This is a genomic window from Klebsiella sp. K5-306 (assembly GCF_051835185.1).
Lineage (GTDB): Bacteria > Pseudomonadota > Gammaproteobacteria > Enterobacterales > Enterobacteriaceae > Klebsiella > Klebsiella oxytoca.
Window position 1 is genome coordinate 1 of the sequence record NZ_JAIFJY010000024.1, and the last position, 22,153, is coordinate 22,153.

At 56.3% G+C, this 22,153-nt stretch carries 20 protein-coding genes; all 20 read right to left on the minus strand.

The features are described 5' to 3' along the window. Nucleotides 1–476: 476 nt before the first annotated feature. Nucleotides 477–824, minus strand: a complete 348-nt coding sequence (locus K2184_RS25730) for a DUF6404 family protein (RefSeq protein WP_020315124.1) — start codon at nt 822–824, stop codon at nt 477–479. Nucleotides 825–843: 19 nt separating this feature from the next. Continuing rightward, nucleotides 844–1,437 carry a fertility inhibition protein FinO gene (locus tag K2184_RS25735; RefSeq protein ID WP_020315131.1) on the minus strand — a complete coding sequence of 198 codons (594 nt, stop codon included), beginning with the start codon at nt 1,435–1,437 and terminating at the stop codon, nt 844–846. A 148-nt stretch (nt 1,438–1,585) separates the two neighbouring features. Further along, a complete protein-coding gene (gene traX, locus K2184_RS25740; RefSeq protein WP_064174015.1) occupies nt 1,586–2,311 on the minus strand; it encodes a type-F conjugative transfer system pilin acetylase TraX in 726 nt (241 codons plus the stop codon). A gap of 55 nt (nt 2,312–2,366) precedes the next feature. Beyond that, the gene (gene traI / locus K2184_RS25745) at nt 2,367–7,628 is read right to left on the minus strand and encodes a conjugative transfer relaxase/helicase TraI (RefSeq protein ID WP_064174014.1); all 5,262 of its coding nucleotides are present in this window, start codon (nt 7,626–7,628) and stop codon (nt 2,367–2,369) included. Beyond that, complete coding sequence (gene traD, locus K2184_RS25750; protein WP_064174013.1) at nt 7,628–9,928, minus strand: type IV conjugative transfer system coupling protein TraD; 2,301 nt, start codon at nt 9,926–9,928, stop codon at nt 7,628–7,630. Before traD ends, traI begins: the two co-directional genes overlap by 1 nt. A 236-nt stretch (nt 9,929–10,164) precedes the next feature. Next, nucleotides 10,165–10,692 (minus strand): hypothetical protein, encoded by a 528-nt coding sequence (locus K2184_RS25755; protein ID WP_020315130.1) that lies wholly within the window; start codon nt 10,690–10,692, stop codon nt 10,165–10,167. Between the two features lie 5 nt (nt 10,693–10,697). Continuing rightward, a complete protein-coding gene (gene traG / locus K2184_RS25760) occupies nt 10,698–13,547 on the minus strand; it encodes a conjugal transfer mating-pair stabilization protein TraG (protein ID WP_064174012.1) in 2,850 nt (949 codons plus the stop codon). Next, nucleotides 13,547–14,917 carry a conjugal transfer pilus assembly protein TraH gene (gene traH, locus K2184_RS25765; protein ID WP_020315127.1) on the minus strand — a complete coding sequence of 457 codons (1,371 nt, stop codon included), beginning with the start codon at nt 14,915–14,917 and terminating at the stop codon, nt 13,547–13,549. Before traH ends, traG begins: the two co-directional genes overlap by 1 nt. Beyond that, nucleotides 14,904–15,479 (minus strand): type-F conjugative transfer system pilin assembly thiol-disulfide isomerase TrbB, encoded by a 576-nt coding sequence (gene trbB / locus K2184_RS25770; protein WP_020315129.1) that lies wholly within the window; start codon nt 15,477–15,479, stop codon nt 14,904–14,906. Before trbB ends, traH begins: the two co-directional genes overlap by 14 nt. After that, complete coding sequence (gene traQ / locus K2184_RS25775; RefSeq protein ID WP_020315123.1) at nt 15,451–15,690, minus strand: type-F conjugative transfer system pilin chaperone TraQ; 240 nt, start codon at nt 15,688–15,690, stop codon at nt 15,451–15,453. The genes trbB and traQ overlap by 29 nt, the downstream gene beginning before the upstream one ends. A gap of 10 nt (nt 15,691–15,700) precedes the next feature. Next, nucleotides 15,701–16,453 carry a type-F conjugative transfer system pilin assembly protein TraF gene (traF, locus tag K2184_RS25780; RefSeq protein ID WP_064174011.1) on the minus strand — a complete coding sequence of 251 codons (753 nt, stop codon included), beginning with the start codon at nt 16,451–16,453 and terminating at the stop codon, nt 15,701–15,703. Nucleotides 16,454–16,473: 20 nt separating this feature from the next. Further along, entirely contained in the window at nt 16,474–16,800 is a 327-nt protein-coding gene (locus tag K2184_RS25785; protein ID WP_103468650.1) for a hypothetical protein, read from the minus strand. A gap of 12 nt (nt 16,801–16,812) precedes the next feature. Beyond that, nucleotides 16,813–17,061 (minus strand): hypothetical protein, encoded by a 249-nt coding sequence (locus K2184_RS25790; protein ID WP_004152675.1) that lies wholly within the window; start codon nt 17,059–17,061, stop codon nt 16,813–16,815. After that, a complete protein-coding gene (locus K2184_RS25795) occupies nt 17,039–17,293 on the minus strand; it encodes a conjugal transfer protein TrbE (protein WP_439237802.1) in 255 nt (84 codons plus the stop codon). The genes K2184_RS25790 and K2184_RS25795 overlap by 23 nt, the downstream gene beginning before the upstream one ends. Beyond that, complete coding sequence (locus tag K2184_RS25800; protein WP_064381381.1) at nt 17,283–17,564, minus strand: hypothetical protein; 282 nt, start codon at nt 17,562–17,564, stop codon at nt 17,283–17,285. The genes K2184_RS25795 and K2184_RS25800 overlap by 11 nt, the downstream gene beginning before the upstream one ends. A gap of 37 nt (nt 17,565–17,601) precedes the next feature. Continuing rightward, a complete protein-coding gene (gene traN / locus K2184_RS25805) occupies nt 17,602–19,482 on the minus strand; it encodes a type-F conjugative transfer system mating-pair stabilization protein TraN (protein WP_064381379.1) in 1,881 nt (626 codons plus the stop codon). Next, a complete protein-coding gene (trbC, locus tag K2184_RS25810) occupies nt 19,479–20,096 on the minus strand; it encodes a type-F conjugative transfer system pilin assembly protein TrbC (protein ID WP_064381378.1) in 618 nt (205 codons plus the stop codon). Before trbC ends, traN begins: the two co-directional genes overlap by 4 nt. A 12-nt stretch (nt 20,097–20,108) precedes the next feature. Further along, nucleotides 20,109–21,092, minus strand: coding sequence for a conjugal transfer pilus assembly protein TraU (gene traU, locus K2184_RS25815; protein WP_177342975.1), 984 nt, complete (start codon nt 21,090–21,092; stop codon nt 20,109–20,111). 19 nt (nt 21,093–21,111) lie between these two features. Continuing rightward, nucleotides 21,112–21,738 (minus strand): type-F conjugative transfer system protein TraW, encoded by a 627-nt coding sequence (traW, locus tag K2184_RS25820; RefSeq protein ID WP_439237803.1) that lies wholly within the window; start codon nt 21,736–21,738, stop codon nt 21,112–21,114. Further along, on the minus strand, nt 21,735–22,136 hold the full coding sequence (trbI, locus tag K2184_RS25825) for a type-F conjugative transfer system protein TrbI (protein WP_064381408.1): 402 nt from the start codon (nt 22,134–22,136) through the stop codon (nt 21,735–21,737). Before trbI ends, traW begins: the two co-directional genes overlap by 4 nt. Nucleotides 22,137–22,153: the final 17 nt, after the last annotated feature.

Here is a 22,153-nt window from a genome sequence, read left to right on the forward strand (position 1 = left end):
TCCCCCTGAATTTCTTCCCCACATATCCCCATTGGGCTGGGCGCACATTCTACTGACTGGCGAATATCTTTGGCCCAAGGAACCGAAAGCTTAGGGTGTCATTTCGCCCTCAGCCGGAACCGACCCCTTCCTTTATCAGGTAGCGAATCACATCGTCCCTGGAGTGAAGCTGGCCCGAACCCACCATCCGCAGTACCGCACGCCTTATCATTCTCCGTGCCTGTTCAGACTCAGGTAAAGCAGACTCATCTGTCATTTCATCTTTAACCATTACTTAACCTTCTCTTTTAAAATATGATTTCCCGGAGGGAAAAGAATAACAAGACACAGAACATATCTTTCAGAAAGGAATAATAACCATCACTGTGCAGTAATATATAATGACCGCGCAGTAAACATTAATAACTCACTTACCGAAAGAATATAAAACCTGTTAACACAGGCGCAATCGCCCCTGACAGTATATTTTCATTCCGTTACAGGTCTTTCCAGTCAGGTAATTTATGCACTCTTCGTAGCCACAGGTAAAAAAAAGCCATCGTCAAGCCAAATAACACGCTCGTGATAAGACTGACCGCACAAGCGAACAGAGGACTCATCCCCTGTGGACGCCAGACCATAAGATACATCAACAGCCCGTACATTACGGAGAAACTGCCTGCCATCAACCCGAAAACCTGCCAGAACGAAGCAAACGGCAGCGGGGGAATTTTTACACCCAGCCACCACAGAAAACGTATCAGAGGCGGTGCGTAATTACATTTAAACATATTATGCCTGACCATTATCGCCAGAGCCTTTTGTTTACGTACTTCAAAATCCATTCCTTTCCTCTGTCTCTGCTCAGCCAGACGACTGGCTTCGCATGCGCTCAGTACGCAGAAGCTCCTTCATCATGCGCTCACCGGCATACCTCGCTTCTTCAGTAGTGACGGTGGCCACCGCATTCCCCTGCAGGTCATAGCGGGAAGCGCCTTCCCGCATCCGGGACAGATAACCTGCAGAACGGGTCAGGCTTTTCAGGCACTTAATCACCTGCTTATGCGATAACGGCAGGTCACGCTCTGTAATGTCCGCAAACAGCTGTTCACGCATCCCGGTTGCCAGCAGGCGCGGGGCGTTACCCTCAAACAGCTGCGGCCAGAACGCCTTCAGGGTCATGATAGCCTGCTCCGGCGGCAGCAGCTGAAGATAACGTACAGGAGGCGGAGTCTTTGCTGCTTTCACCGCTTCTTCTGCTGCCTGGCGTGCAGCGGCTTCGGCAGCCTTTTTCGCCTGCTCCAGCTTCTCTTTCTTGACCTTCCAGGCGGGCGGCGTCGAGACCACCACGACTTTTTTGCGGCGAACGACGCCCGGTGCGCTTGTGACATCCGTTCCCGTGCTTTCCGCCGCAGGCTTTCGTTTGAGGCTCAGTACAGGGCGTTTTTCTTCTGCCATAACAATTGCCTATAGTTCAGTTCAGATAATAAAGAGTACTATACCTGAACGGCATCGCCCTTTCCTGTTCCTGAGAAATAAGGGCGGTGGTTCCGTTTGTAACGCGTTTGGACACTATGTCCTTTCCCGGATGACCTCCGGGTTTTTTTTACATTGAGACGACAATACCCAGCACCGCCAGATGCACGGCATAGAACATCACAAAGAAATGCCGTGGCCAGAACCGTTTAATCTCCCCTCCGACCGATGAGCACACCATTAATACGAGCAGCGCGATGGCCAGCCCGGCCACCGACTCACTGACATCATTGATATTCATCAGTAACACCATGATGGCCCACAGCGCACCATAACTCAGCCGTTCCGTCGCATGCTGTGCGCGGCAGAGCAGCCAGCTGGCGATGAGCATCCCCACACCCGCCATGCCGTAACTGCCGGCAGACAGCGGCATCCAGGTTATCAGAAGTCCGACTGCCGGGAGGGTGCAATACCAGGATGGCAGGCTGAACCACCGCAGCGCCTGACCGGTGACGGCAAAGACAAACAGGATATTACCCGTGTACCACGGGTACCCGATAAGCATGAACGATACCTGCGCAACGAGCGCCCAGCCCCAGAGGCTGTTCAGTTGTGACTGGCGTATTTCTCCGTGCCGGGCCAGATTCATCCCCCAGACCAGACCGAACAGCGGAAAGCAGCCCCGCCCCAGCAGGCGCATGAGCTCGTTGTTATGGGTCAGCAGGAGTCCCGTGTGGTCAATAACCATCAGAACCAGCGCCACCGTTTTGATGATATCTGTCTGCCCGGGCGTCCAGGCCAGCAGAGCCTTAAGCCAGCGGTCTGCGGCGCTGACGCGTATTACATGTGTTGTCATCGTTATTCCCTTTTTATCCCTGATATTGCTGTGCCTGACAAAAACTGCAGGCGCGTCAGTCGCCGCCGAGGGTTTTCTCCCGGTTCAGGTCGCGCACCATGTCCCGCTCCATCTGCTGCAGACGCTCGCGCTGCAGACTCTCTGAGGCGACCTGCTGTATCGCGGCCTCCTGGCGTCGCGTCTGTGGGTCATCCGGCAGCCGTGTTTTCTCTTCGCCCGGGCGGTCACGTTCCAGACCGCGAATCACGTCCCCGATAACCTCTTTTATCCGCTCGCCTGGCTCGCCCGCTTTCTTCTCCTCCCCGGCTACTTCCCGGGTGGCCTGTTCCGCCTGCTTTTCCATCTCCCGGCGCTGTGCCTCTTCTGCAGCACGCTGTGCCAGCACTTCCGGCGGGAGCGGGATGTCAGTACCGGTATCAGGGAGCGGAGGATTCGGCAGGGGATCAGCCCAGATGCGACCGCCGGTGATGGCCTCCGGGTTCCAGGGGCGGTCATCTCCGGCCAGCCGGACAACCACCCCGCTGTCGGGGTTATCACGTGCAATCCTGACGCCTTCGCCCATATTTCCGGCCAGCAGACTTTCGCCGTTGCGGCTGCTCTGCAGGGCGACAAACCGGGCCGTTTCATCCCCCATAATCCGCCCCTCGCCCCCGATGGCCTCCAGCCGCCCGTCCCTGTCGGTCAGCGGACTGAGCCAGATACCGGCCTCTTTGCCGTTTTTATCGAATGCCGGCAGGGCCACATGTGGCTGCGGGTATTTTTTACCGGGTGAGATGAATTTACCCGGAGAGCGGCCTCTGGCCAGACCTGACTGTTGCAGGGCAGCTCGGCCTGCGGCGGTTTCATCCAGCGGCTGTGCACGACCATAGAGCTGACCGGCATTCTTCACCGCCCGGGCGTTCTGCGGTTCGAGCACGTCATGCGCACTGGCCTTCTCCTGAGAACGGCTGACCGCTGTGGTCCAGCCCTCCCGGTTGTCGGTGTAGACCTGCGCGTGCTGTTTCATGCGCGACAGCGCCACGTAGGCCGACTCAAAGCTGACCAGCGCTTTCCGGCGCCCTTCCACGCCTTCGAGTGCGATGGCGAAAGGTTCGCTGGCCCCCTGCGCGCCGTGGGCGGTGATGGCGTAGGCAAGGTCGATGTGGCGCTGCGCTTCATCGGCCTTCGGGTTCAGTGTGCGGGTGGTTTTACCGTCAGACAGCGTGACACTGTCACCCGAGACCGTTTTCACCTCCCACACGCTGTTGGCGACGTAACCCCGCTCCAGGTCGCTTTTGCTGAAGCGCATCCGGTCACCCTGTGAGACGGTGATGTGCTCCGGGCGATAGAGCGTGACGCCCTCCGCTGAGGCCTCCCGGGGAGAGAGAAGACGAATGTTACCCTCATTGTCCTTAAGGGTGATGAGCTGGTTCTCCTTATCGACGCTCTCAATCCGCTGGTAGGTGTTATCCAGAAGAGCCACTGCCCCCTGATGCTCTGACCAGGTGGACAGCTTACGCAGCTCACCGTCACGGATATTGCTCGTGACCAGTACCGGCAGGGTCACCTCCTCTTTACTGACCTCGCCATTCTGTACACGCGCATCATGGATGAGCCCGTTGAGCGCCCGGCGGTCTGCGTTCAGATGCGTGATGATGAGCGTACTCGCCTGCGCCGCCGGGGTGCGCCCGGTGTAGTCCTTCACAATCGCATCATGAAGGGACACTGGCGTGCCAGGCGGTATTTCCTTACCCTCCTTCAACGCATCCTGTATCGCTTTCTCCTGTGCCGGCGTGAATTCTGTGACCGAGTTTTCAGGTACCCAGGCGCCGTCCTTTCTGGGCACCTGCTCAGGCGTGACCTGCTCAATAGTGGACAGCGCACGGCTGATATCCCGGTCAATCAGGCTGTAGACCGCAGGTCTCAGCTCAGGCACCTGGCGCACGATTTCTTTCATGATGGCCACATCAGCCGCGCTGCGCTGTTGCATCAGACGGAACGGCTGGCCCGGCGCGATGGACTGCAGCTGGTCGGTATCGCCGCTGAGTACGGCACGGCCTCCCCCGGCCGCAATCAGGGAGAGCGCTTTCGCGGTGTCTGCCAGCCCGACCATCGAGCTCTCATCGAGCAGGAACAGCGTGTTGCTGAAATCCGGCGTCTGGCCGTTGCGCTGCTGCAGCTGCGTGTCGTGAAGGAATGAGGCGGTCGTCTGCGCGTCGACGCCGGCGCTCTGCATCTCGCCCACGGCGCGGTGTGTCGGCCCCAGACCAATGACGCGCGGGCGCGTCTCTTCCGGCAGCAGGCTGATGGCGCTCATCACAGCTTTGAACTGCGTGGTTTTCCCCACCCCGGCATAGCCCTGAACCACAGTGAACCGGTCCGGGGTCTCGAGTATCATCCGGGTTGCCGCACGCTGTCCGGCGGTCAGGTCTGTCATGAGGCTGCCCGGCACCCGGCCCATCAGCGGTGCCACCGCATCCTTACCTTCCAGCACCCGCGTCAGGACGCTTTTCTCCGCATCCCAGGTCTGGCGGGAAATCAGCAGGTCATTGCCGTGGCCGGAGGCCACCGGCACATTCAGCAGACTGCCTGCCTTAATCTGCGCCTGAATGGTTGCCTCTATGTCCTTCATCGGGACTTTGCCGCCGCCTGTTTCCAGCGCCGTGGCCAGCAACTGCGGCCGGGTAAAGGTCAGGCTGTTGCTCTCCAGCAGCGGGATGGAAAGGTGAACAGCCTGCTCTGCCGGGGTATGCAGTCCGGCTTTCTGCTGTGCGATGGCCGCCTCCAGGTCTGCTTCTCCCGAGCGGGCCTTCAGCTGCTCTGAGACCACACTGAACGCGGTGTGGCGCGCCAGTTTCTCTGTGGTGCGGGCCGCGTCCTGCGCCGAGTACAGCCGGATATGGTTCCCGCTCTGCGCCAGCTGGTTGAGCGTGGCATTGTCGAGTTCGCGCTGCGTGACCGAGGCAAAGACGGTCGCCGTCTCGCTGACCGACCGGCCGGGACTCTCCACCCAGCCGTGGCCGACCTTGATACCGTCAAACGGGCTGCTGCCGACAGGAAGCGTCTGCGTGGTTTTCTGCCCGGGCCGCTGAACCGTCAGCTGCCCGGCTTCCGCTTTCAGCACCGTGACACTTTCCCCGCCCTTCAGGCGCGTGTCGGGGATTTTCCCGAGTACCGCCAGACGTTCGCCCTCTGCCACCGGCAGCTTATCCGTGCGAAACAGCGTCCACTGGCTGTCGACGGCGGAGACTTTCAGGTCCAGACGCTCCCCCTCGCGGTCTTTCAGGGTCAGCATGTTGCTGCTGGCCGTCACACGGTCAATGACAAAGCGGTCATGCTTTCGGGCCTCAGGGTCCCACCGCTCCATGACCATGCCCTCACGGTAAAAGTCCCGCACTCCCCGGCTCTTACTGTCCAGCCACACCGGCGTCAGCGCGGTCACCGCCATGTCCCGGTTGCCGAGCGCCCCCTCATTTTTGAGGGTGTCGCGGATAACGTTGTTCAGGACATTCTGCTCACGCGTGCCGCTGATTTGCGCCACGCTCTCCTGCCCTTCGCGCACGCTGGCGGCAAACTCCTGTGCCAGCCGGCTGTAGCGCGCACTCTTGTCCGGCTCACTGATGATGTCTGCCGTCGCCTGTTTTCCGCCCTGCCACCGGTAGGTGTTCACGCCGCTGTCTTTCAGGACTGTCAGCGCGCTCCCGGTTCCACTGCGCTTGCCGCTGTCGGAGAGCAGGACCTGCACGTTATGGCGCATGGCGCCATCGAGCAGGGAAATCGTCTCCTTCAGGCTCAGCTTCTCTGCCTGGTCGACAATTAAGGTCCCGCCCGGGATAAACGCCGTCCCGTCCTGCAGGGCAGATTTGCCTGTGACGGTTTCTCCGGCCAGTCGCGCATCCCCGGCAAGAAATTCCCGGGAGCGATTATCGGCGGCGAGGATATGCACGTCGCGCCCCTGCTCCCGGGCCATCAGCGTCAGCTCGGCCACCCGCTCCCGCTGGCCTGCCGCGCCGCCCTGACCGGCGACAATCCCCATCGCCGGACGGTCCTGCGCCAGGACGCTGACCGCATCGCTGAAGGGTTTTTCGCGCACAACACCGGCATCCGGCGTGACGGAGACGTGGTTCTGCCGCTGGATTTCCTGGCTGAGCGCTTTCACAGAGAGCTCATCAAGGACGTGAATGTTTGAGGTGAACAGGCCTTTCTCCCGGTCGAGCGGGATAAGCTGCTCCCGTTCAATCGCCGCATCGATGCCCGTCCGCGCCAGTTCAAACACCCCCGGCTTTGCCTCCAGCTGGCCAACCGTGCGCGCCAGCACATCGGCATACGTAAACTGCACCTTGCGGTCGCTGAGACCGGCAATGGCCCGGGTCACCACATCCGTGATATCCGGCCCGTCGGTCTTCTCCGGCGCTACGGGTGCGCGGGCCAGCTCTGCTGCATGCGCGTCAGCAGCTTCACGGTAGCCACGGATGTCGAAGCCGGTCTCCTTCAGCGTGTTCATCCACTCCACCATCTTCTCTGCCGGATCGATGGCTTCCTTCGACTTGCGGGTATCGAGCGCGGCCACATCCCGGGACTTCAGGGACGCATCGGGTCCTGCCGCCTCCCTGAGCTCCTGGCTGCGCGTGGAAAACGCCTCTACCGGCACGTCCTTCATCTCCCACATGCCGTGCTTGCCCACCACCTTTGTCTCATACCCGAGCTTTTCCACCAGGGGTTTCAGCGCCTCCCGGTAGAGTTTCCCGAAGGCTGTCTGGTTAGCGTACACATTCTCGATAAAACCCGTTTTACCAACCGTATCGGTGCCGAGAGACTGCCACTTGTCCCCGTTCTGCGTGGCATTGATAACGACGGCATGGGTGTGCAGCTGCGGCTCCTGATTACGGTTCGTATCGTGGTTGAATTTCGCCACAATCAGATTGCCGGTCAGTACCGTTTCGCTTTTTCCGTCCGTCATGACACGGGTTGCCGCCAGAGTCTCCAGCTGTTTCACGGCTACCGTCACCGCCTGGTTGTGGGCATCGATAAGACGTTTATCACCGCCCAGCATCGCCATCACCGACACGCTTTTGGGCGCCGAAAAGGTCAGGTCATAACCCGGCCGGTGCTTATTGGCGCCGTCCTGCATCCGGGTCAGGTCGCTGCCATCCGGCAGTTTCCCTTTCAGTAGTTCGGTGAACACGGCCTTGTCGACCGCTTTTCCGTCCAGACCCAGCGCTTCCGCCCCTTTGCCCTGCCAGCGTTCCTCCATGCTGCCGATGACGTAGTAATTGTCTTTGTCTGTATAGTAATTACTGGCACTCCCGGCCGACTTGACGGAGCCAATCGACATCATCAGAAATTCCCTCCAATCTCAATATCATCCTGCTCATCGCGGCGGTGGCTGTGGTTAATGTTGACCTCTTCACGCCGCTGCATCTCGCGCTGCGTCTGCTCATCAGCCAGCCAGGCGTCATACGCCTGCATGTCTTCGATTTCACCGTCCTCATTCATGCCAGCCGGCATCATCTCCTGTCCCTGCTCTGCAGGCTGCTGAGCCAACTCCTGTTCGGTGCCGCCGGTCGTGGCCGTCGCCGCAGCAGAAGACCCTGTCGCGCTGGCAGCAGCAGTAGTGGTGGCTGCCGGTACAGGACGGGTTAACGGTACGGTCGTGACTTTAGCCTGTGGCGCTTCTGACGCCTTAACGGATGGCTGTGCGGCCAGCGTTTCAGCTGTCGACGCGGACTTCACGGGTGCAGGTGAGACCGGGGCGCTTTCCGGCTCTGGCTGTCCGGGCGATGTCCTGCTGTCTGCATCACTCTGTTCAGGCTCCGGCGCATCCGGCGTGAAAAGCGCCCGCGCCAGACTGCCTTCGGCCTCCCGCGCTTCCAGCAGAGCACTAAGCCGTGCATCCACCCGCGTATCGAGAGTGCGCTGAATAAATCCCTCAGCAATTTTCGGGCGCGGTTTGTATTTGAGAGCGAGCTTCACAGCCGGATACGGCCCGGGCAGCGTGACATAGCAGGACAGGTCCGGCAGCGTCTGAATATCGGAGTAGCTGACCAGCGTTTCACGCTCTTTTTCTTTCCCGGTCGATACCCCGTCACGCACCGGGTCTGCACCGTAGGAGTACTGTTCGCTGGCCTTGAGGATTTCCTTCTCACCAATCTCACCGGCGGCAAACTCCGCTATTTCCCTGCTGGGAGAACGGAAGAAGGCCCGGGTGTTCATCACGTCAAAGAGCGTGGCGGCGGGTTTCACGCCATAGATGTCTTCCAGCTGGGCGTAGGACTGAATACCAAACACATAGCAGCCGCCGAACTTACGCGCTTCCGGCAGGATTTCGACCAGGTCCGGCAGCTTGTGCAGCGTGGGAAGCTCATCAGCAAAAATCCACACGCGCCGGTTGCGGTTCTCCCCCATAGCCAGCAGACCCCGGATGGCAATCGACAGCCACATCGAGATAACGGGCTTCAGGGAAGCATGCGTGTCTGCATTGGAGGAGATGAACAGCCAGCCATTGGGCCTGTCCTCACGCACACCGCGCATCCAGTCCCGGATAGTGAACGGCTCGCCATTCTTCTCAATGCCCTGCAGGTAGCGGATGGCCTTGACGTAGTTGGTCAGCACCGCACGGATACTGATGGCGGTTTTCTCAATTTTTTCTTCCACCAGGTTCGCTGCCGGGGTGTTCTGCAGATAGGCACGCAGCTTGTCAATTTTGATGGAGAGCATGGTGTCGACCAGCTTCTCGTAGCTGCGGTCCTTGTCTTCACGCATCAGATACGCGCCCTCGGCAAAAATGGTGCGCCCTGAGCCCTGCCAGAACGGGTCCTCTTTGGTCCCCATCGGGATAAGGGTATTGGAGACGTTGTCGAAGTCCGGCAGCGTCAGGCACTCTTTCCACAAATCCCAGGCCGCACAGCGCGAATCCAGCGGGTTAAGGATTTTATCGAGCGACGGGTCGTAGTAGCTTTTGACAAACTCACAGGAGCGGTCGTAGATGATGGCCATATCGCCCCGGGCGCGCACGTAGTTCAGCAGGCGGCGTATCACTTCAGATTTACCGGAGCCCACGGTACCGTGCAGGCAGAAGTTCTGGATTTCAGAGTTCAGCAGTATCGGCAGGTCGCCAATTTTAATGTCCGAGGCCATACCATCACGCTTCATCTGGCGGGCCACTTCTTTGGGCTTGTCGGAAAGCTGGCGCCCGCCGGTATTCTCATCCTCACTCTGCTGTTTCCCCTGACGGCCCAGCACCCAGCTGGCAACAAAGAACGTCACGATACAGATAACGAGGGAAACGACGGCCGCAAACACAAAACTGGTCCATAGCTGCTCACCGCACCAGATAGTGTATTTATCGGCCAGGATTTGTTCTGAGGTATATTCCAGCGACTGGCCGTAATATTGAATGGTGTATACGGGCTGGGAGCGAATAATATCGCGCATGGGACCAAGCGTCGTACACCACCAGTACACGCAGCCGTTCACAAAGGTCTGCCAGCTGAGCCGGTACATCAGCATCAACCCGCACAGCACCCAGAATAAAATAAACAGCACGTAAAATATAATATTGGCAATCTGGCCAAACATGCGAAAGCGCATATTGGCAATCTGACCGCCCTGCGTCATATCTTTGGCATTGAAGCTCATGGCAATAATCCGTCAGTAGACCATTGAGGAAGGAATGCCGGATATCAGAAAAATATCCGGAAGAAGGTGATTACATCATTAAAACATTCCGCCGCTGGCGGCAACGCCTCACAGGCGCACAAGTAAATTGCGCACATGTTCAACGTTTTTGTATAAACTATTTAAGGGTATATAGAACGATGAAGGCAGCAAGTTGCACTCTCCGCCCCGCAACTAATAAAAATCACCATATAAAATCAATTTTCCACCACATTACCTTTGAGAGCGCTTAATACTGATGTCAGCAGTGACAATTGATACCTTCCAAAATCTAAATTCATAACAAAACCAAAAAAAATCGTTGTCAAAAGAACCATGAATGCATAAGGAAATGGGGAGTCATAAAAAAATCTATTATAAATAGCCAGTGCCATGATTATCATCATGTATGCAAAAGCATAAGCAAGAAGTTTTTTTGAAAAAAAACGATATATTACTGACTTTTCCCTGAAGGACTTTGGAACTGATAAAAATAGAGAACGAGCGTTCGCCACCCCGAGCAGAAGAATCAGACCAACAGCACCAGGAAATATCAAAACCCAGAATATGTATTTGACATCATAATACTCTGATCGCACACTAATTAATGCGCAAAAAATATTCCATATTACCAGACAAAGACCGGGCCACATGCATACCCAAAAAGACGGTATTTCGGCATCGCCCTTTGAAAGCACATCTTTTAACTCATCCACTTCTTTAATAAGCGTTTTATTATTCATCATCATTTTCACCTTTTCCCATCAATGTAATCCTTTTGAATTTTGGCTGCCTTTGCCTCTAGCTCACGTGGTGAGTCAGCTCCGGGTAAGGATTTCACTACGCTGGCTCTTTCATTATATTCATTTTCGAACTTATTTCCCTCTGTATTATGATGTTTTTCGAGATCAGAATTCTGTTTTCTAATCTCATTGCCATCACGCTCTATCCCCTGCTGGGTTTCTTGATGCTGTTGATTATTCTGCGCTATCATCCCATCCACTTTCTGACCCACATTATCCTTAATCCCCGCATCTCGTGTCATAGCTTCGATATTGCCGGCATTATGTCCGTAGTCGGCCATTACCGAACCACGGTCACTACCACCTGATACACCGGACATGTTCTGACCGATGCTTTCGCGGCCCTGTTGATAAGCACCATCAACTTTTGGTTCAACCTGCGCTTTGACGAATTCACGCGCCAGTGCCTCACGTTGCGCAGCGACTTCTGGTGAACTTGTGTTGGTCAGAATGACTTCTGCATTCTGCGGAGAACGCTGTTGGACAAAGTGAGCAAACTGCTGAGTCAGGTTCTCGTTCATCTGGCCGCTCATGCTCTCTGTACGGGATGCCATCTCACTATATTCATGGCTACGAGTCCGGCTGCTTGTGTACTGGTCATAGCTGTTTTTCGCGCTCGACAGCGATGCCGCAAACTGGTCAACGCGTGAGCTGGCATTGTTATCTGTCCTATTACCCGATGTACTAGTTTTACGGCTGGTAAAGTAATCCGATGCTTCCTTGAAGTCTTTTGCCGCCTGACTGCTGGTATCATGACGGCTGTCATGTGACTGCCTACCTGAAGATCCGATACTATCCGTATCTCCTGAGTTATGAGTCCAACCTGCACTGCCTTTAGCACCGACTTCAGCTGATAGTCCAGTACCCCATTTACCCAGCTTACCGAATAGCTGATCTCCCGAACTGAGTTTACCTGATACGTGCGCATCGAATGACTGAGCTCTTTTGGAAGAATCTTCCATCAACTGATTGAATGACTCTTCATTGCTGATGTTATTGGCCTTCGCATTAGAAACAACCGCATTCCACATTTTACTTCTGGCCATTGAATCCTGTGAAGACTCAGTATTATCGGCCCCACTCGTCGTCGATGCACTGGTACCCATATTTGTGCCAAACTGTTTCAGGCTGTTCCAGGCGCTCGTCACGCTGCTGTTGTAGCCATGCAGGGCACTCTGTGCCTGCACATCTGACTCACGTGCCATCTGTTGGTTCGCGCTGGCCAGTTGCCGGCTGACATTGATATCAACCGGTAGCTTAGAACTGCGCGCATCCCAGATAGTCGTCCCGTCCCCGGTCTGCGTCTCCGTGCCACCGTTCCCCAGCTGCCGCGACATCTGACCGAAGCTGGTCGAACTGTTGGTACCCCAGCTGTAGCCGCTGACGTTCTCCATTTGCATATTGGCAAAAGAGTAATTGCCGTCCACGACGCTGGATGAGGCCTGGGACGTCGAACTGAGTCCCGAGGAGGCAAAGTGGCTGTAAGCACTGGAGAACCCTGCCCCCATACTTTTTATCATCGCCCAGCTGAGCGGCGGTATCATCATCGAGATATACCCGGCGGTGGTCGCAATATCTGAGTTTTTCAGCTGCACCTGAGAGAGTTCAGACAGCACCACCGGCACACCGTTTTGTCTGGCGTAATACGCCATTGCGCTGTTCAGGATGGCATACAGCAGTGGCCAGGACTGCAGCCATATCAGAGCAAACATGTATCCTTTCAGGACCTGCAGCGTCATCATATTGAACATTGCTGCCATAATCATAATCGGGAACATCCCAATCATGATGCCCATGATGACCGTCTGCATCATCGGCAGTGAGCGCAGTGCCTGATGTCCCATCGTGGCCTGGGCCAGTCGTTGTTTTTCCAGCGACGTGGTGTTGGCGATGTTCACCAGGCTTGCTGTGTCGCCGCTGCGGGACGCGTAACTCTGGATGCCGTTGCGCAGCGCATTCATGGTGACATTCTGCCGGATAATCTGCCCGGCATTCTGGCCTGAGCTGTAGAAGTAGCTGTAACTGTCGCCTATCATCTGGCTGAACAGCAGGTCCGGATTCGGTTTGCCGCCAAACAGCTGGCGTACATAATAACTCCATGTTTTCCCGCCGGTCTGAGAGTCGAGTGCTAACGCTGACTTCAAATCACGTGAAGCCTCCAGACAGGTCTGGAACTTGTTGTTTTTATCGAATACCCCTCTCAGCGGGCTGGGATTAGAAAACACCAGTGTGTACGGGTCGGGCGAGTTCATCAGTTCTTCAAGGGTGTATTTACCGTTGAGAAAGATATCGCCCATCACGCAGTTCTGGACATAGTCGGAGAACAGGGTGGTGATTTCGGGGTTCTGCGAAACAAAATCGGTGCTTTTCGCCACCAGGTTTCCGCCAAATAGCATCCCGGTCTTACTGTAGGTGACACTGTCGGGCAGGGAGAAAATCATCTCGTAGCTCTGTACCAGGGCATTACCCACACGCGTGGTCAGCGACGCCGGAATGGCCAGGCCAACCGGGACGTTATCCACTTTGTAGACCTGCGCCACGTTGCTGTAGTCGATTATCTGTACAGGTGTACGGACGACAACCAGCATCGAGACGAGGGTCAGGGAGAACACCCAGCCGATAAGGTCCATCACGCTGTGTTTTTTTATCCAGCTGACGGCCACAATCAGCACCGAAAACGCGATGCACATTTTCTCAATGGACGACCAGGTGGCGGTCCCCATGAACGCCGCGATGGCATTCAGGTTGCCCCGCAGCCAGTCGCCCCCGGCGATGGTGTAGATTTCAAGTGGCGTCATCAGAGGCTCCCTCCGAAATGGTAGTTGTTCTGGTAGCGGGTCATCATGCGGGCGGACACCTGCTGGCGCATATAGCTCATCTGCCGGTCAACAACCAGCATCGCATCCTGCTGGACCTGAACACGCGCCTGGAAGGCGGCAATCTGTACGCTTGCCTGATTCAGGTTTTCCAGAATTAAATCCATTGTCGACTGCGGATAGTTGCCTGTGGCAATCATGGCCCGGGCCTGCTGTATCAACTCCTGGATGTACTGCAGGAGAATGTCGTAGCCGATATAGTCCGTGAGCTGATAAATCAGCGTGTTTGAAATACCCAGCATCTGCGGGTCGACAATGTATTTGAACACCGGGATGGTGGTGCTGGAGATAAAGCCCTTCTCCTGCTCCGTCAGGGCCTGGTCCATTACCGCCTTGCTCTGAATGCTGCTCAGAAGTGTCGAAATCTGGCTCTTAAGCGCCTTGTCGGCGGCAATGGTGACCGTCGCATCTGCCACCACCTTCAGGCACTTCTCTGAATCATTGCAGTGGTAGATTTTAGCCGTCCCCCCTTCCATCATGGCTTTAATCAGGTCCTGGTCTGTGGTACGCGCCGGCAGCGGGGTGATTTCACTGTTCTCACCGAAAATCAGCGTCCCGGTCAGCGTCATAACAAACTCTTTCAGTTCTTTATTGCCGTCAAAAAGCCGGTTTTTGGACAGGGCGTTCCACATGATGTTGATGTTCTTCATCACCCGCTCCTTGTCCTTATCGCTGGCTTTATCCTGCACCTTGCCCATCTGCCCGCCTACCGAACAGCCCTGACGCGATGCGGCCCAGTCGGCAAAGATATTGCTTTCACCGGCAATGTCCTGGCAGACCTTCTGCTGCGCCACCTGAGTACGGGGAAAGAGTCCGCCCACAATACCCTGTGCGGCCTGACAGGAACTGAGGTTCATACTGTTGATGTCGCTGGCCATCTTCTGGAGGAAGTCTTTGGCCGTTTTGATTTCGGGTACCGTGGTCTGCAGGGCAAGGTCAAAGAAGTAGCCTGCCGCGTTGGACATGATTTGTTTGCCGAAGCGCTGCAGCTGCTCGCTGTTAATGAAGCTGAATGAGCCCAGGTACGCATCGATGCCGCCGCAGCCGGCGTTGATATCCGGCAGGGTCATGCTGACCAGCTGGATGGTTTTCACCTGCGTTCTGGCATACAGCGAACCGCCGGAGGCATAGCCCGCTGCCTGTCCCTGCCAGACCTGTGGCTGACTGGTATTGGACGCGAACCCCAGCTTGTTGAAGAAGTTATTCATATCGCCGTTCACATCGGCGGCGGCCGGGAGAGACAACCCCAGCAAAAAACCGCCCGCCAGCGCGGCCCTTTTAATGTCGCCCATTCCCTGCCTCCCCCATCATCTGAAATACCGTATCGACTCGTGCCATAAAGCCCTGCGCATCTGTGGCGCCCTGCAGAACCGGGTAAGCCGCCAGCGTATTCACGTTGACCAGAAACGTGGTCGGCGTGGCCACCGGGATGTTCGGGAAAAAGGTCTGCATCACCTCAGGCGGTACCGGCAGCGCCTCCGGAAAGGCCTCATCGCCCTGTCCGTCAATGGTATAGGGGAAGACAGAGAAGCCGTACTGCGTGGCCAGCTGCTTCAGGACCGGGTCAAACTTATGGCAGTACGGGCACTTCCCCTGCATGAACAACACCACTTTCCAGTCCCGCAGGTCCACCTGCCTGCCGTTGCTGAGCCGGAACCAGCGGGGCTGAGAAACCGGCGTCACCGCGCGCGGAGCGCCATCCTGCCGGGAGGCAGATAAAGCGCCGGAGATACCCTGCGGGTCCCAGAGCGACCTCACCTCATCGAGTGTGCCCGCCTGCGCCATGCCGGAAAGGGCCAGGAGCAGGGTCACCGTTGCGGCTGTTTTAGTTGTGTTCTTCAGGCTGTTTTTCACGGGCCTTCTCCTCCTTTTCGGCTTCAGCAATGAGGGCGTTGAGAATGCGGTATCCGCCGAACACCACCATGCCCAGCCCGAAGATTTCTCCAGCCTGGATGGCCAGCTCAGGCTGCTTTCTGACGAGCCGGGCGATGAGGTGGAAAAATACGCCCACGGCCAGCACCCACATCCCGGTAATGTCTAAATCGGGAAAACGAATCTTTCGCATCACTCGTTCCTTAAAAATTGGGTTTAAAGTCGCTGGAGACATAGAGGAACTGTTTCGCCAGGTCGTCCTGGCTGATGAATCCATAACTGAGCGGCTTCACCTGGCCGCTTTTCGGGTCGACCAGCATCATCGCGGGGAAGTACTTCACGCCGAGTTGTGCGGCCTGTCCCTGGTCAGTCCGGCTGTCGGGCAGCATGGGGTTAATAACGCCGTCGACCGACACAGGTATCACGCTCAGGCCGTAGGTTTCTCGGAAGTTCTGAATCACCTGGACCAGCTGGCCGTCAATGGCTTCGCGGCCCCGGTAAAAGAACATCACGCCAAAATGCTGCGCGAGGGTGGAGATAGCCCGGCGCTGTTCGGCATAATCGGCGGCCAGCTGGTTTTTTACCGTGCCGTTGTAGTGGCTGTACTGCAGGTTGTAATCGAGTTCCGGGTGCGCCAGCATGGCTTTCTTCGCGCTCATCGAGAACAGGCCGGCCTGCTGCGTCCAGTAGTTCTGCAGACGGAAGTACTTCACAAAGGCCGGTACTGAGGGGTACATAATGGCTTCCGCCAGCGCTTTCTTCGTCGCCTGCTGCAGGAGAGCCTGCTTCTGGAGAATATCCATCTGCGGTGGCGGGGCCGCCGGTACTGGCGGCTTTTCAGCTTCCCGGGACTTCAGCTTCTCGTTGTACCACTGCCAGCCTGCATCTTTGGCGAAAGCCGGCAACAGGGTGCAGCAAAGGCACCCCGCCAGAAGGGCGGTGTGTATTGTTCGCATGGCAAATACCCTTTTATGAATTATTGCGACTGGCGTGACAGATGCTGATAGACACTGTATTTATCGAGCTGGCGCTGTACCTTTCCTGCATCATCACGGGCTTCAAAGCGATAACCGCTGCAGTACAGAGGCAGATGATTTATCTGAAGGTCCACCCGCTCCCCGTCCCTGATCACCCACGCGGCCTGAGAAACAGTGTCGCACTGGATCCCCCAGGCCCGGTTGGTTGTCATAAATGCGTTAACCTGCCTGTCCCGCCACAGGCTGTACGACATAATGCTGACCAGGAGAAAGACAAACACCCCGACAAACACCATGACCAGCCCGTATGCTTTTTTCTCTTCCATTGACTCTCCTGGTCACATAATAAGGAATAGCGGCATGCTCAGTACTGAAGATATAAAAGCCTGCCGGTCCGCTGGCAGTTTCTGGAAAGCAGGTGAGTACTGAGCGGCCATCTGAACCAGTTCGGACGAGTTAATCAGGAACCTGTCTGTATGCAGAGAGATATCCGCAAGAACAGCCAGCACCATAACATGATGCTCCTGGGGTAAATTCTCTTCATTCAGAATGTCTATAAATTTCTCAATCGTGATATATCGATTCATCTTTGCTTTTCCTTGCATTTATAACTTTCTCCAGGACTGAGAAAAACAAATAACACACAGACATGGCAAACCCAGCCATAAGAATAAAGACCACACTTTCGACATAATCACTTCCCGACGTCCCTTTGACGGCATCCCAGGAGAAATAAATCACCGGAGAAATAATGATTATTGTTAGCGTTAATCTCAGGACAAAATCAATGGCAGGCTGTTTGTGAAAATTAACTTTCATTCTTTTCTCTCCCGTTACGAGTATTCTGTTTTACACCGTCAGCCTTATGCAGCCCGATAACGTAGAAAATGAGTGATGCCGCCCCCATTCCCATCGACTCAGACCCGCCCCGGGCAGACAGTCCTGCAAACGCAACGGCAACAGCGGCCTGGCACGTCAGGGCACCCAGGAATATCAGGAGCAGACTGCGGCCTGACATGCATAAAGCAATACCAGTCGGAATAAAAAGAAAGACCACAAGCAGAACAACCACCATGAATGACGCGGCCATTTAATCACCTTTAGATATGTATGTTATTAAAGAGGGGTTACTTTGCAGAAGACTGTGTGAGAAGCTCTTTAATGCGTTCTTTCGTTTTTTCTGTCAGCGCTGAGTTCTCAGGAATAGACTGGTTCTTCATTAAATCCTCCATGAAGTTCGTGAAATCCAGCTGGTCAAAGTTAATACGTTGCAGTTCGTCCACACTGATACCCCGACAGTCCGGGCTTTTCGCACCGCCAAATCCGATATGCAGCTGGCCGTTACGTCCCTGCTGCTGAACAATCTGCGCCAGTTTTGAATCAAACTGACAGTAGCTGCGCTTTTTCTCCAGACAGACACCCAGGACTTTTTTCGAACAAAACTCCCCGATGCTGATGGTCAGCTTGTTGGCTTTGGCTTTCGCGAGTGCCTTATCTTCGCCGCTGCAGCGCGCCAGCCCCACATCCTGGCCCCAGCCGCTGTCCTTGCAGCAGTTACTGAATCCGGCGGCGAACTTTTTGCAGTATTTCGCATTGCCGGTGAAGGCCCTGACATTCACGCCGTCCATCTCAGCCACGTCCTTACCGGCTGCGGCCAGGGCGGCCAGTTCGGAGACCGCCTGACCAAAATCATTGTTCTTCCCGGAGGCCGCCTTATCGCATTCGCCATCAAGGCAGAACACGTCCCCGCCGCAAATCATCTGCTTCCCGCTGGTCCGCGTCTCACAGGAGAACGTGGCGTACTCATGAAGACAGGTCCCGCTTCCGTCCTCACTGTAAAAGGCGCACTGGCGGGATGACAGGGTGCAGGCTTTGTTATCCATCAGAGACTGACAGGCACCAAAATCTGCAGGCTGAGTAATGTACGTGTCCCTGTAAGCCCAGCAGGCCTGATAAACCGGGTACGCTTTCCCGTCCTGCCAGACCTCTTTCGTACCTCCCGGCTCAGTACATTCTGACGATGTTTTGTTTCCTTCATCTTTGTTAAAGGCGCAGTTCTCAACCCAGGTGACGTCAGGCGCCCACTCTTTTGAGGCGACCTGCATTGTGGCGCGGATGTTCAGCGTGATGTAACCGGAGCGGAGATTCCGGGCCAGTATGCCGGCGAAGTAGCTGACCGAATAGCTGTCATGCAGCTTAATGGTCATAATTTCATCCCGGCCCTCCACAACCTGATAACCGCCACCGGAAAGGGTTTTCCACTCCTGCCCCCCTTCCACACGAACCGAACCGCCAAGGGCATAGAGCGTCCTTGCCTGCCCCGGAGGCGCATAATTCGGCAGGCTGGTAATGAAATACTGCGCCTCTGCATGAATAAGCGTCCCTGTCACACCGAAGGTGAAGCGGACTTTCACCTGGTCGCCCTCCTGCCAGGCATCCTTCAGCGCCACACTGTACACCTCTGTCGTCGTCGTATCGTTATAGTGACCGGTAATGGTCGCCGTCCGCGTGCAGTACTGCTCAACCTGAAGGTCGCGCTCACAGGTGTGGTTCGTGAATTCGCTTCGGTTCACGACCTGTGCCGTACAGGCCTGTCCGGTATCCCCGACAATCGTATCTGCCCGGGATTCGATGTCTTTTGCCGACTGAATAAACGGTGCATCCGGTGAAATCAGGTCCGGCGGCCGGTTTGTGAACGATTCCGTAATGGTCTTACCGGTCTCGCCCTGGCTGAACTCAGAGGCCGAGTCGCCTTTCAGGGCGCTGTCACCGCTGGCGGTGACGCCACCGTAGTATTTTGTCTGGTCCGGGCTGTCGGTATATCCCGGCAGGTTTTGCTCGCCGCTGAAGTTTTTCAGCGAGTCAATCCCGCTGCCCTGCACCTGCTTCGCAAAATCTGACCCGGCTTTATAATCGGTACCGCTGTCAGCACAGGCCGGTGATGCCAGCCAGATGAAAGCACTGAGGACAGAGGCGTGTAGTGTCAGAATGAGCGGGATACCTTTCACCGGACACCTCCCAGCATTGTTCTGGCCGTCTGTGCGCAGTCACCTGTTTCTGCCACTTTCTCCAGCGCCTGTTTCAGGCGAATATTGCCGCGCACCACGTCGAACCCCGTCTGACACCGGACCACCAGGGCCGGTACACTCCGGATGTTGTACTGCGCGTACAATGTCGGGTCGATTTGAACACCGTCGGTGACGCCGTCCTTTACCAGCTGCAGCACCGCGTCAGTAGTGGTCTTCATGTCGTTGTTGATTAATCCCCGCAGTGTCGCCGGAATACCGTACTGGCGGGTTTCATGCAGCATGCGCTTCAGTCCCTCTTCCGGTATCGAGAAGGAGACAAAATACAGTGCTCCTTCTGTCGGCTTTTCCTGATTCACTGCTTTCTGCTGGCTCAGAAGATTATCGATAAACTGGCTGTCTGAGCGGTTGAGTGGATTGCGCTTAATCTGCGCTTCCAGCTCCTGCTGCAGCTGTCTGTCCGGATGCTGGCGCAGCTGCTCGCTTAAATTCTCCTGTTGTTTCAGCCAGGCTCTGTCTTCAGTTGTCGGACCAATGGCCCCACACACCTTCATGGTCAGTAAGGCCATCACTATCATCGCTTTGATAAATTTCATCGGAGACTCCTGTCAGAGGAAGACGCAGTTACGTTTACGCCACATCAGATAGCCGTAGTTCTTTCGTGAGTTGGGGGGATTTCGCCCCGCTTCCCAGCGCATCACGCTGCGACCCACGGGATGGCACTGACCGCTGTCGGGGTACATGTTCACCATCTGATAGCGCCAGCGCTCTTTGGGGATAATCGGGGACGGATACTCATAGCAGACCGCCTTGTCCTTGCCGATGCTCTCCATAATCTGGCCCTGCCGGTGAAGCTTGTAGGCCATGCGCTCGCTGACCAGTAACGAGGACTGCAGCGGACTGGACTCGTTGCTGACCCAGCCGCTGAAGGGGTACATCGATCCCTGAGAGCCGGCGCACCAGAACAGAACATCCAGCGGCATATGAAACGCGCTGGCCATCGCATCAGCAGCACAGGCGCCCTGCGCAATCGGGTTGGCAAACAGAATGGCTTCCGGATTCAGAATGGTGGTCAGGCTGCTGTCCACCCAGGTCGGGTCAATTTCGGAGAGATACGCGATATCCATATCCCCCCCTTCCAGGCAGCCTGCTGACGTGATGATGTTCAGCCAGTAGGTCAGCGGGTATTTGTACCAGTGAACGTGATAGAAAGCCCCGTTCACCTGCTTGTCGTCTTTTTTCGCGGTCCCCATGCCGGTCTTGCCGAGGTTGATGCTGAATCCACCGAGATTGACCATGCAGCCCGGCGAACGGCTGACGTCCGTCATCGCCATGGGCTCCCAGTACCCGATGGCAAGCCCGGGGCGAACAAACAGCGGTGGCGGAGCCGGGCAGAGCTGCAGGGGGCTGCCGGGATTGCTGGTATCCGGCAGGTCACCTTTGCCGACCTGCACGCTGCCGAGCGACAGGGGGAAGATACAGCGCCAGCACACATCGGTGATCGGGTTAACAAATCGCCCCTCACAGGAAGGGTCAGCAGCCGCACTGAGGCTGTACCCCCATAACGCCAGGGCACTCAGAAGGAGAGTCAGGGTTTTCACAGAAACATCCTTATTTAACAGGGAAGGTCTCAATATTCAGCCGTTCACCGGAAGGCGCCGGGGTGATACGCGCCGGCACCGTGGTCAGCCCGAAACGCTTACTCAGGACGCCGTTCTGGTCGAAATAAATCCGGCTGTCCAGCGCGGCGGACGTGTCCGGCACGCTGCCGCGCACCAGGATAATCTTGCTCATCAGGGTTTCCGGGACCTGGCGCTTCATCCACGCTATCTGGTCGGCATCATCCCCGTTGATAAAGTACAGGGTCTGCATAAACGGCACGGTTTTCAGGGGGTTCACCACATCGCCCTTGCGGGCAAACACCCGCCCCTCATTGTCCTTCAGGTCTTCGGTCAGGCGGATGCTGGGATCAAACCAGCGCTGCTCGTATTTCTCCGCACGCTTAATGCCCTCCACCGGTGCCGGGCGCTGACTGTTCTCGATAACCCGCTGCTTAAACGCATCCATCGTCTGGTCCCACTGGCCAGAGGATTGCAGTGACTGCAGACGCTGCGTGATGAGCTGCAGCATGTCCTGCTCCCGGACGGGCCATAAATCCCCCCAGGTCCCGAGATCAGCAGCCTGCGTCAGCGGTGACAGCAGACAGCCGGCGAGCAGAAAAGCGCGAAGTGTTGTCATTCACGATCCCCCTTCATCCGGCGGGCAATGTCGTGCTGAATGGTGCGGGTCACATCGGATGCGCCCTGAACCACGGCGGGCGAGACCAGAATGAGCACATGATGTTGCTGCTGATAATCCGCCAGGCTCTTCTCCAGCGCGTCGTTAAACCGGTCCGAGAGCGCTTTTGACTGCGCCTCTGTCAGTGGCTTCTGGCTGACGCTGTCCATAAAGCTGTCGAGCGTCTTTTTCATATCGAAGGCCACCACCCGTGGCGTGGTGTACGCCAGCATTACCCGCGTGAGCATGACGTTGCAGGCCAGGGTAAAAACGACGAGGGCGGTGATGAGCAGCACCCGCCGGAAAGTGCGCGATGTCGCTTTGTTTTGCTGCTGCTCCGGCCTCTGCTGCTGTTGCATCTGCTCCGGTTGTTGCT

Bases quoted from the DNA above. Each gene is read 5' to 3' on its own strand.
- K2184_RS25730 (WP_020315124.1), bottom strand. From the start codon at position 824: ATGGATTTTGAAGTACGTAAACAAAAGGCTCTGGCGATAATGGTCAGG.
- K2184_RS25735 (WP_020315131.1), bottom strand. From the start codon at position 1,437: ATGGCAGAAGAAAAACGCCCTGTACTGAGCCTCAAACGAAAGCCTGCG.
- traX (WP_064174015.1), bottom strand. From the start codon at position 2,311: ATGACAACACATGTAATACGCGTCAGCGCCGCAGACCGCTGGCTTAAG.
- traI (WP_064174014.1), bottom strand. From the start codon at position 7,628: ATGATGTCGATTGGCTCCGTCAAGTCGGCCGGGAGTGCCAGTAATTAC.
- traD (WP_064174013.1), bottom strand. From the start codon at position 9,928: ATGAGCTTCAATGCCAAAGATATGACGCAGGGCGGTCAGATTGCCAAT.
- K2184_RS25755 (WP_020315130.1), bottom strand. From the start codon at position 10,692: ATGATGAATAATAAAACGCTTATTAAAGAAGTGGATGAGTTAAAAGAT.
- traG (WP_064174012.1), bottom strand. From the start codon at position 13,547: ATGACGCCACTTGAAATCTACACCATCGCCGGGGGCGACTGGCTGCGG.
- traH (WP_020315127.1), bottom strand. From the start codon at position 14,917: ATGGGCGACATTAAAAGGGCCGCGCTGGCGGGCGGTTTTTTGCTGGGG.
- traQ (WP_020315123.1), bottom strand. From the start codon at position 15,690: ATGCGAAAGATTCGTTTTCCCGATTTAGACATTACCGGGATGTGGGTG.
- traF (WP_064174011.1), bottom strand. From the start codon at position 16,453: ATGCGAACAATACACACCGCCCTTCTGGCGGGGTGCCTTTGCTGCACC.
- K2184_RS25785 (WP_103468650.1), bottom strand. From the start codon at position 16,800: ATGGAAGAGAAAAAAGCATACGGGCTGGTCATGGTGTTTGTCGGGGTG.
- K2184_RS25790 (WP_004152675.1), bottom strand. From the start codon at position 17,061: ATGAATCGATATATCACGATTGAGAAATTTATAGACATTCTGAATGAA.
- K2184_RS25795 (WP_439237802.1), bottom strand. From the start codon at position 17,293: ATGAAAGTTAATTTTCACAAACAGCCTGCCATTGATTTTGTCCTGAGA.
- K2184_RS25800 (WP_064381381.1), bottom strand. From the start codon at position 17,564: ATGGCCGCGTCATTCATGGTGGTTGTTCTGCTTGTGGTCTTTCTTTTT.
- trbC (WP_064381378.1), bottom strand. From the start codon at position 20,096: ATGAAATTTATCAAAGCGATGATAGTGATGGCCTTACTGACCATGAAG.
- traW (WP_439237803.1), bottom strand. From the start codon at position 21,738: ATGACAACACTTCGCGCTTTTCTGCTCGCCGGCTGTCTGCTGTCACCG.
- trbI (WP_064381408.1), bottom strand. From the start codon at position 22,136: ATGCAACAGCAGCAGAGGCCGGAGCAGCAGCAAAACAAAGCGACATCG.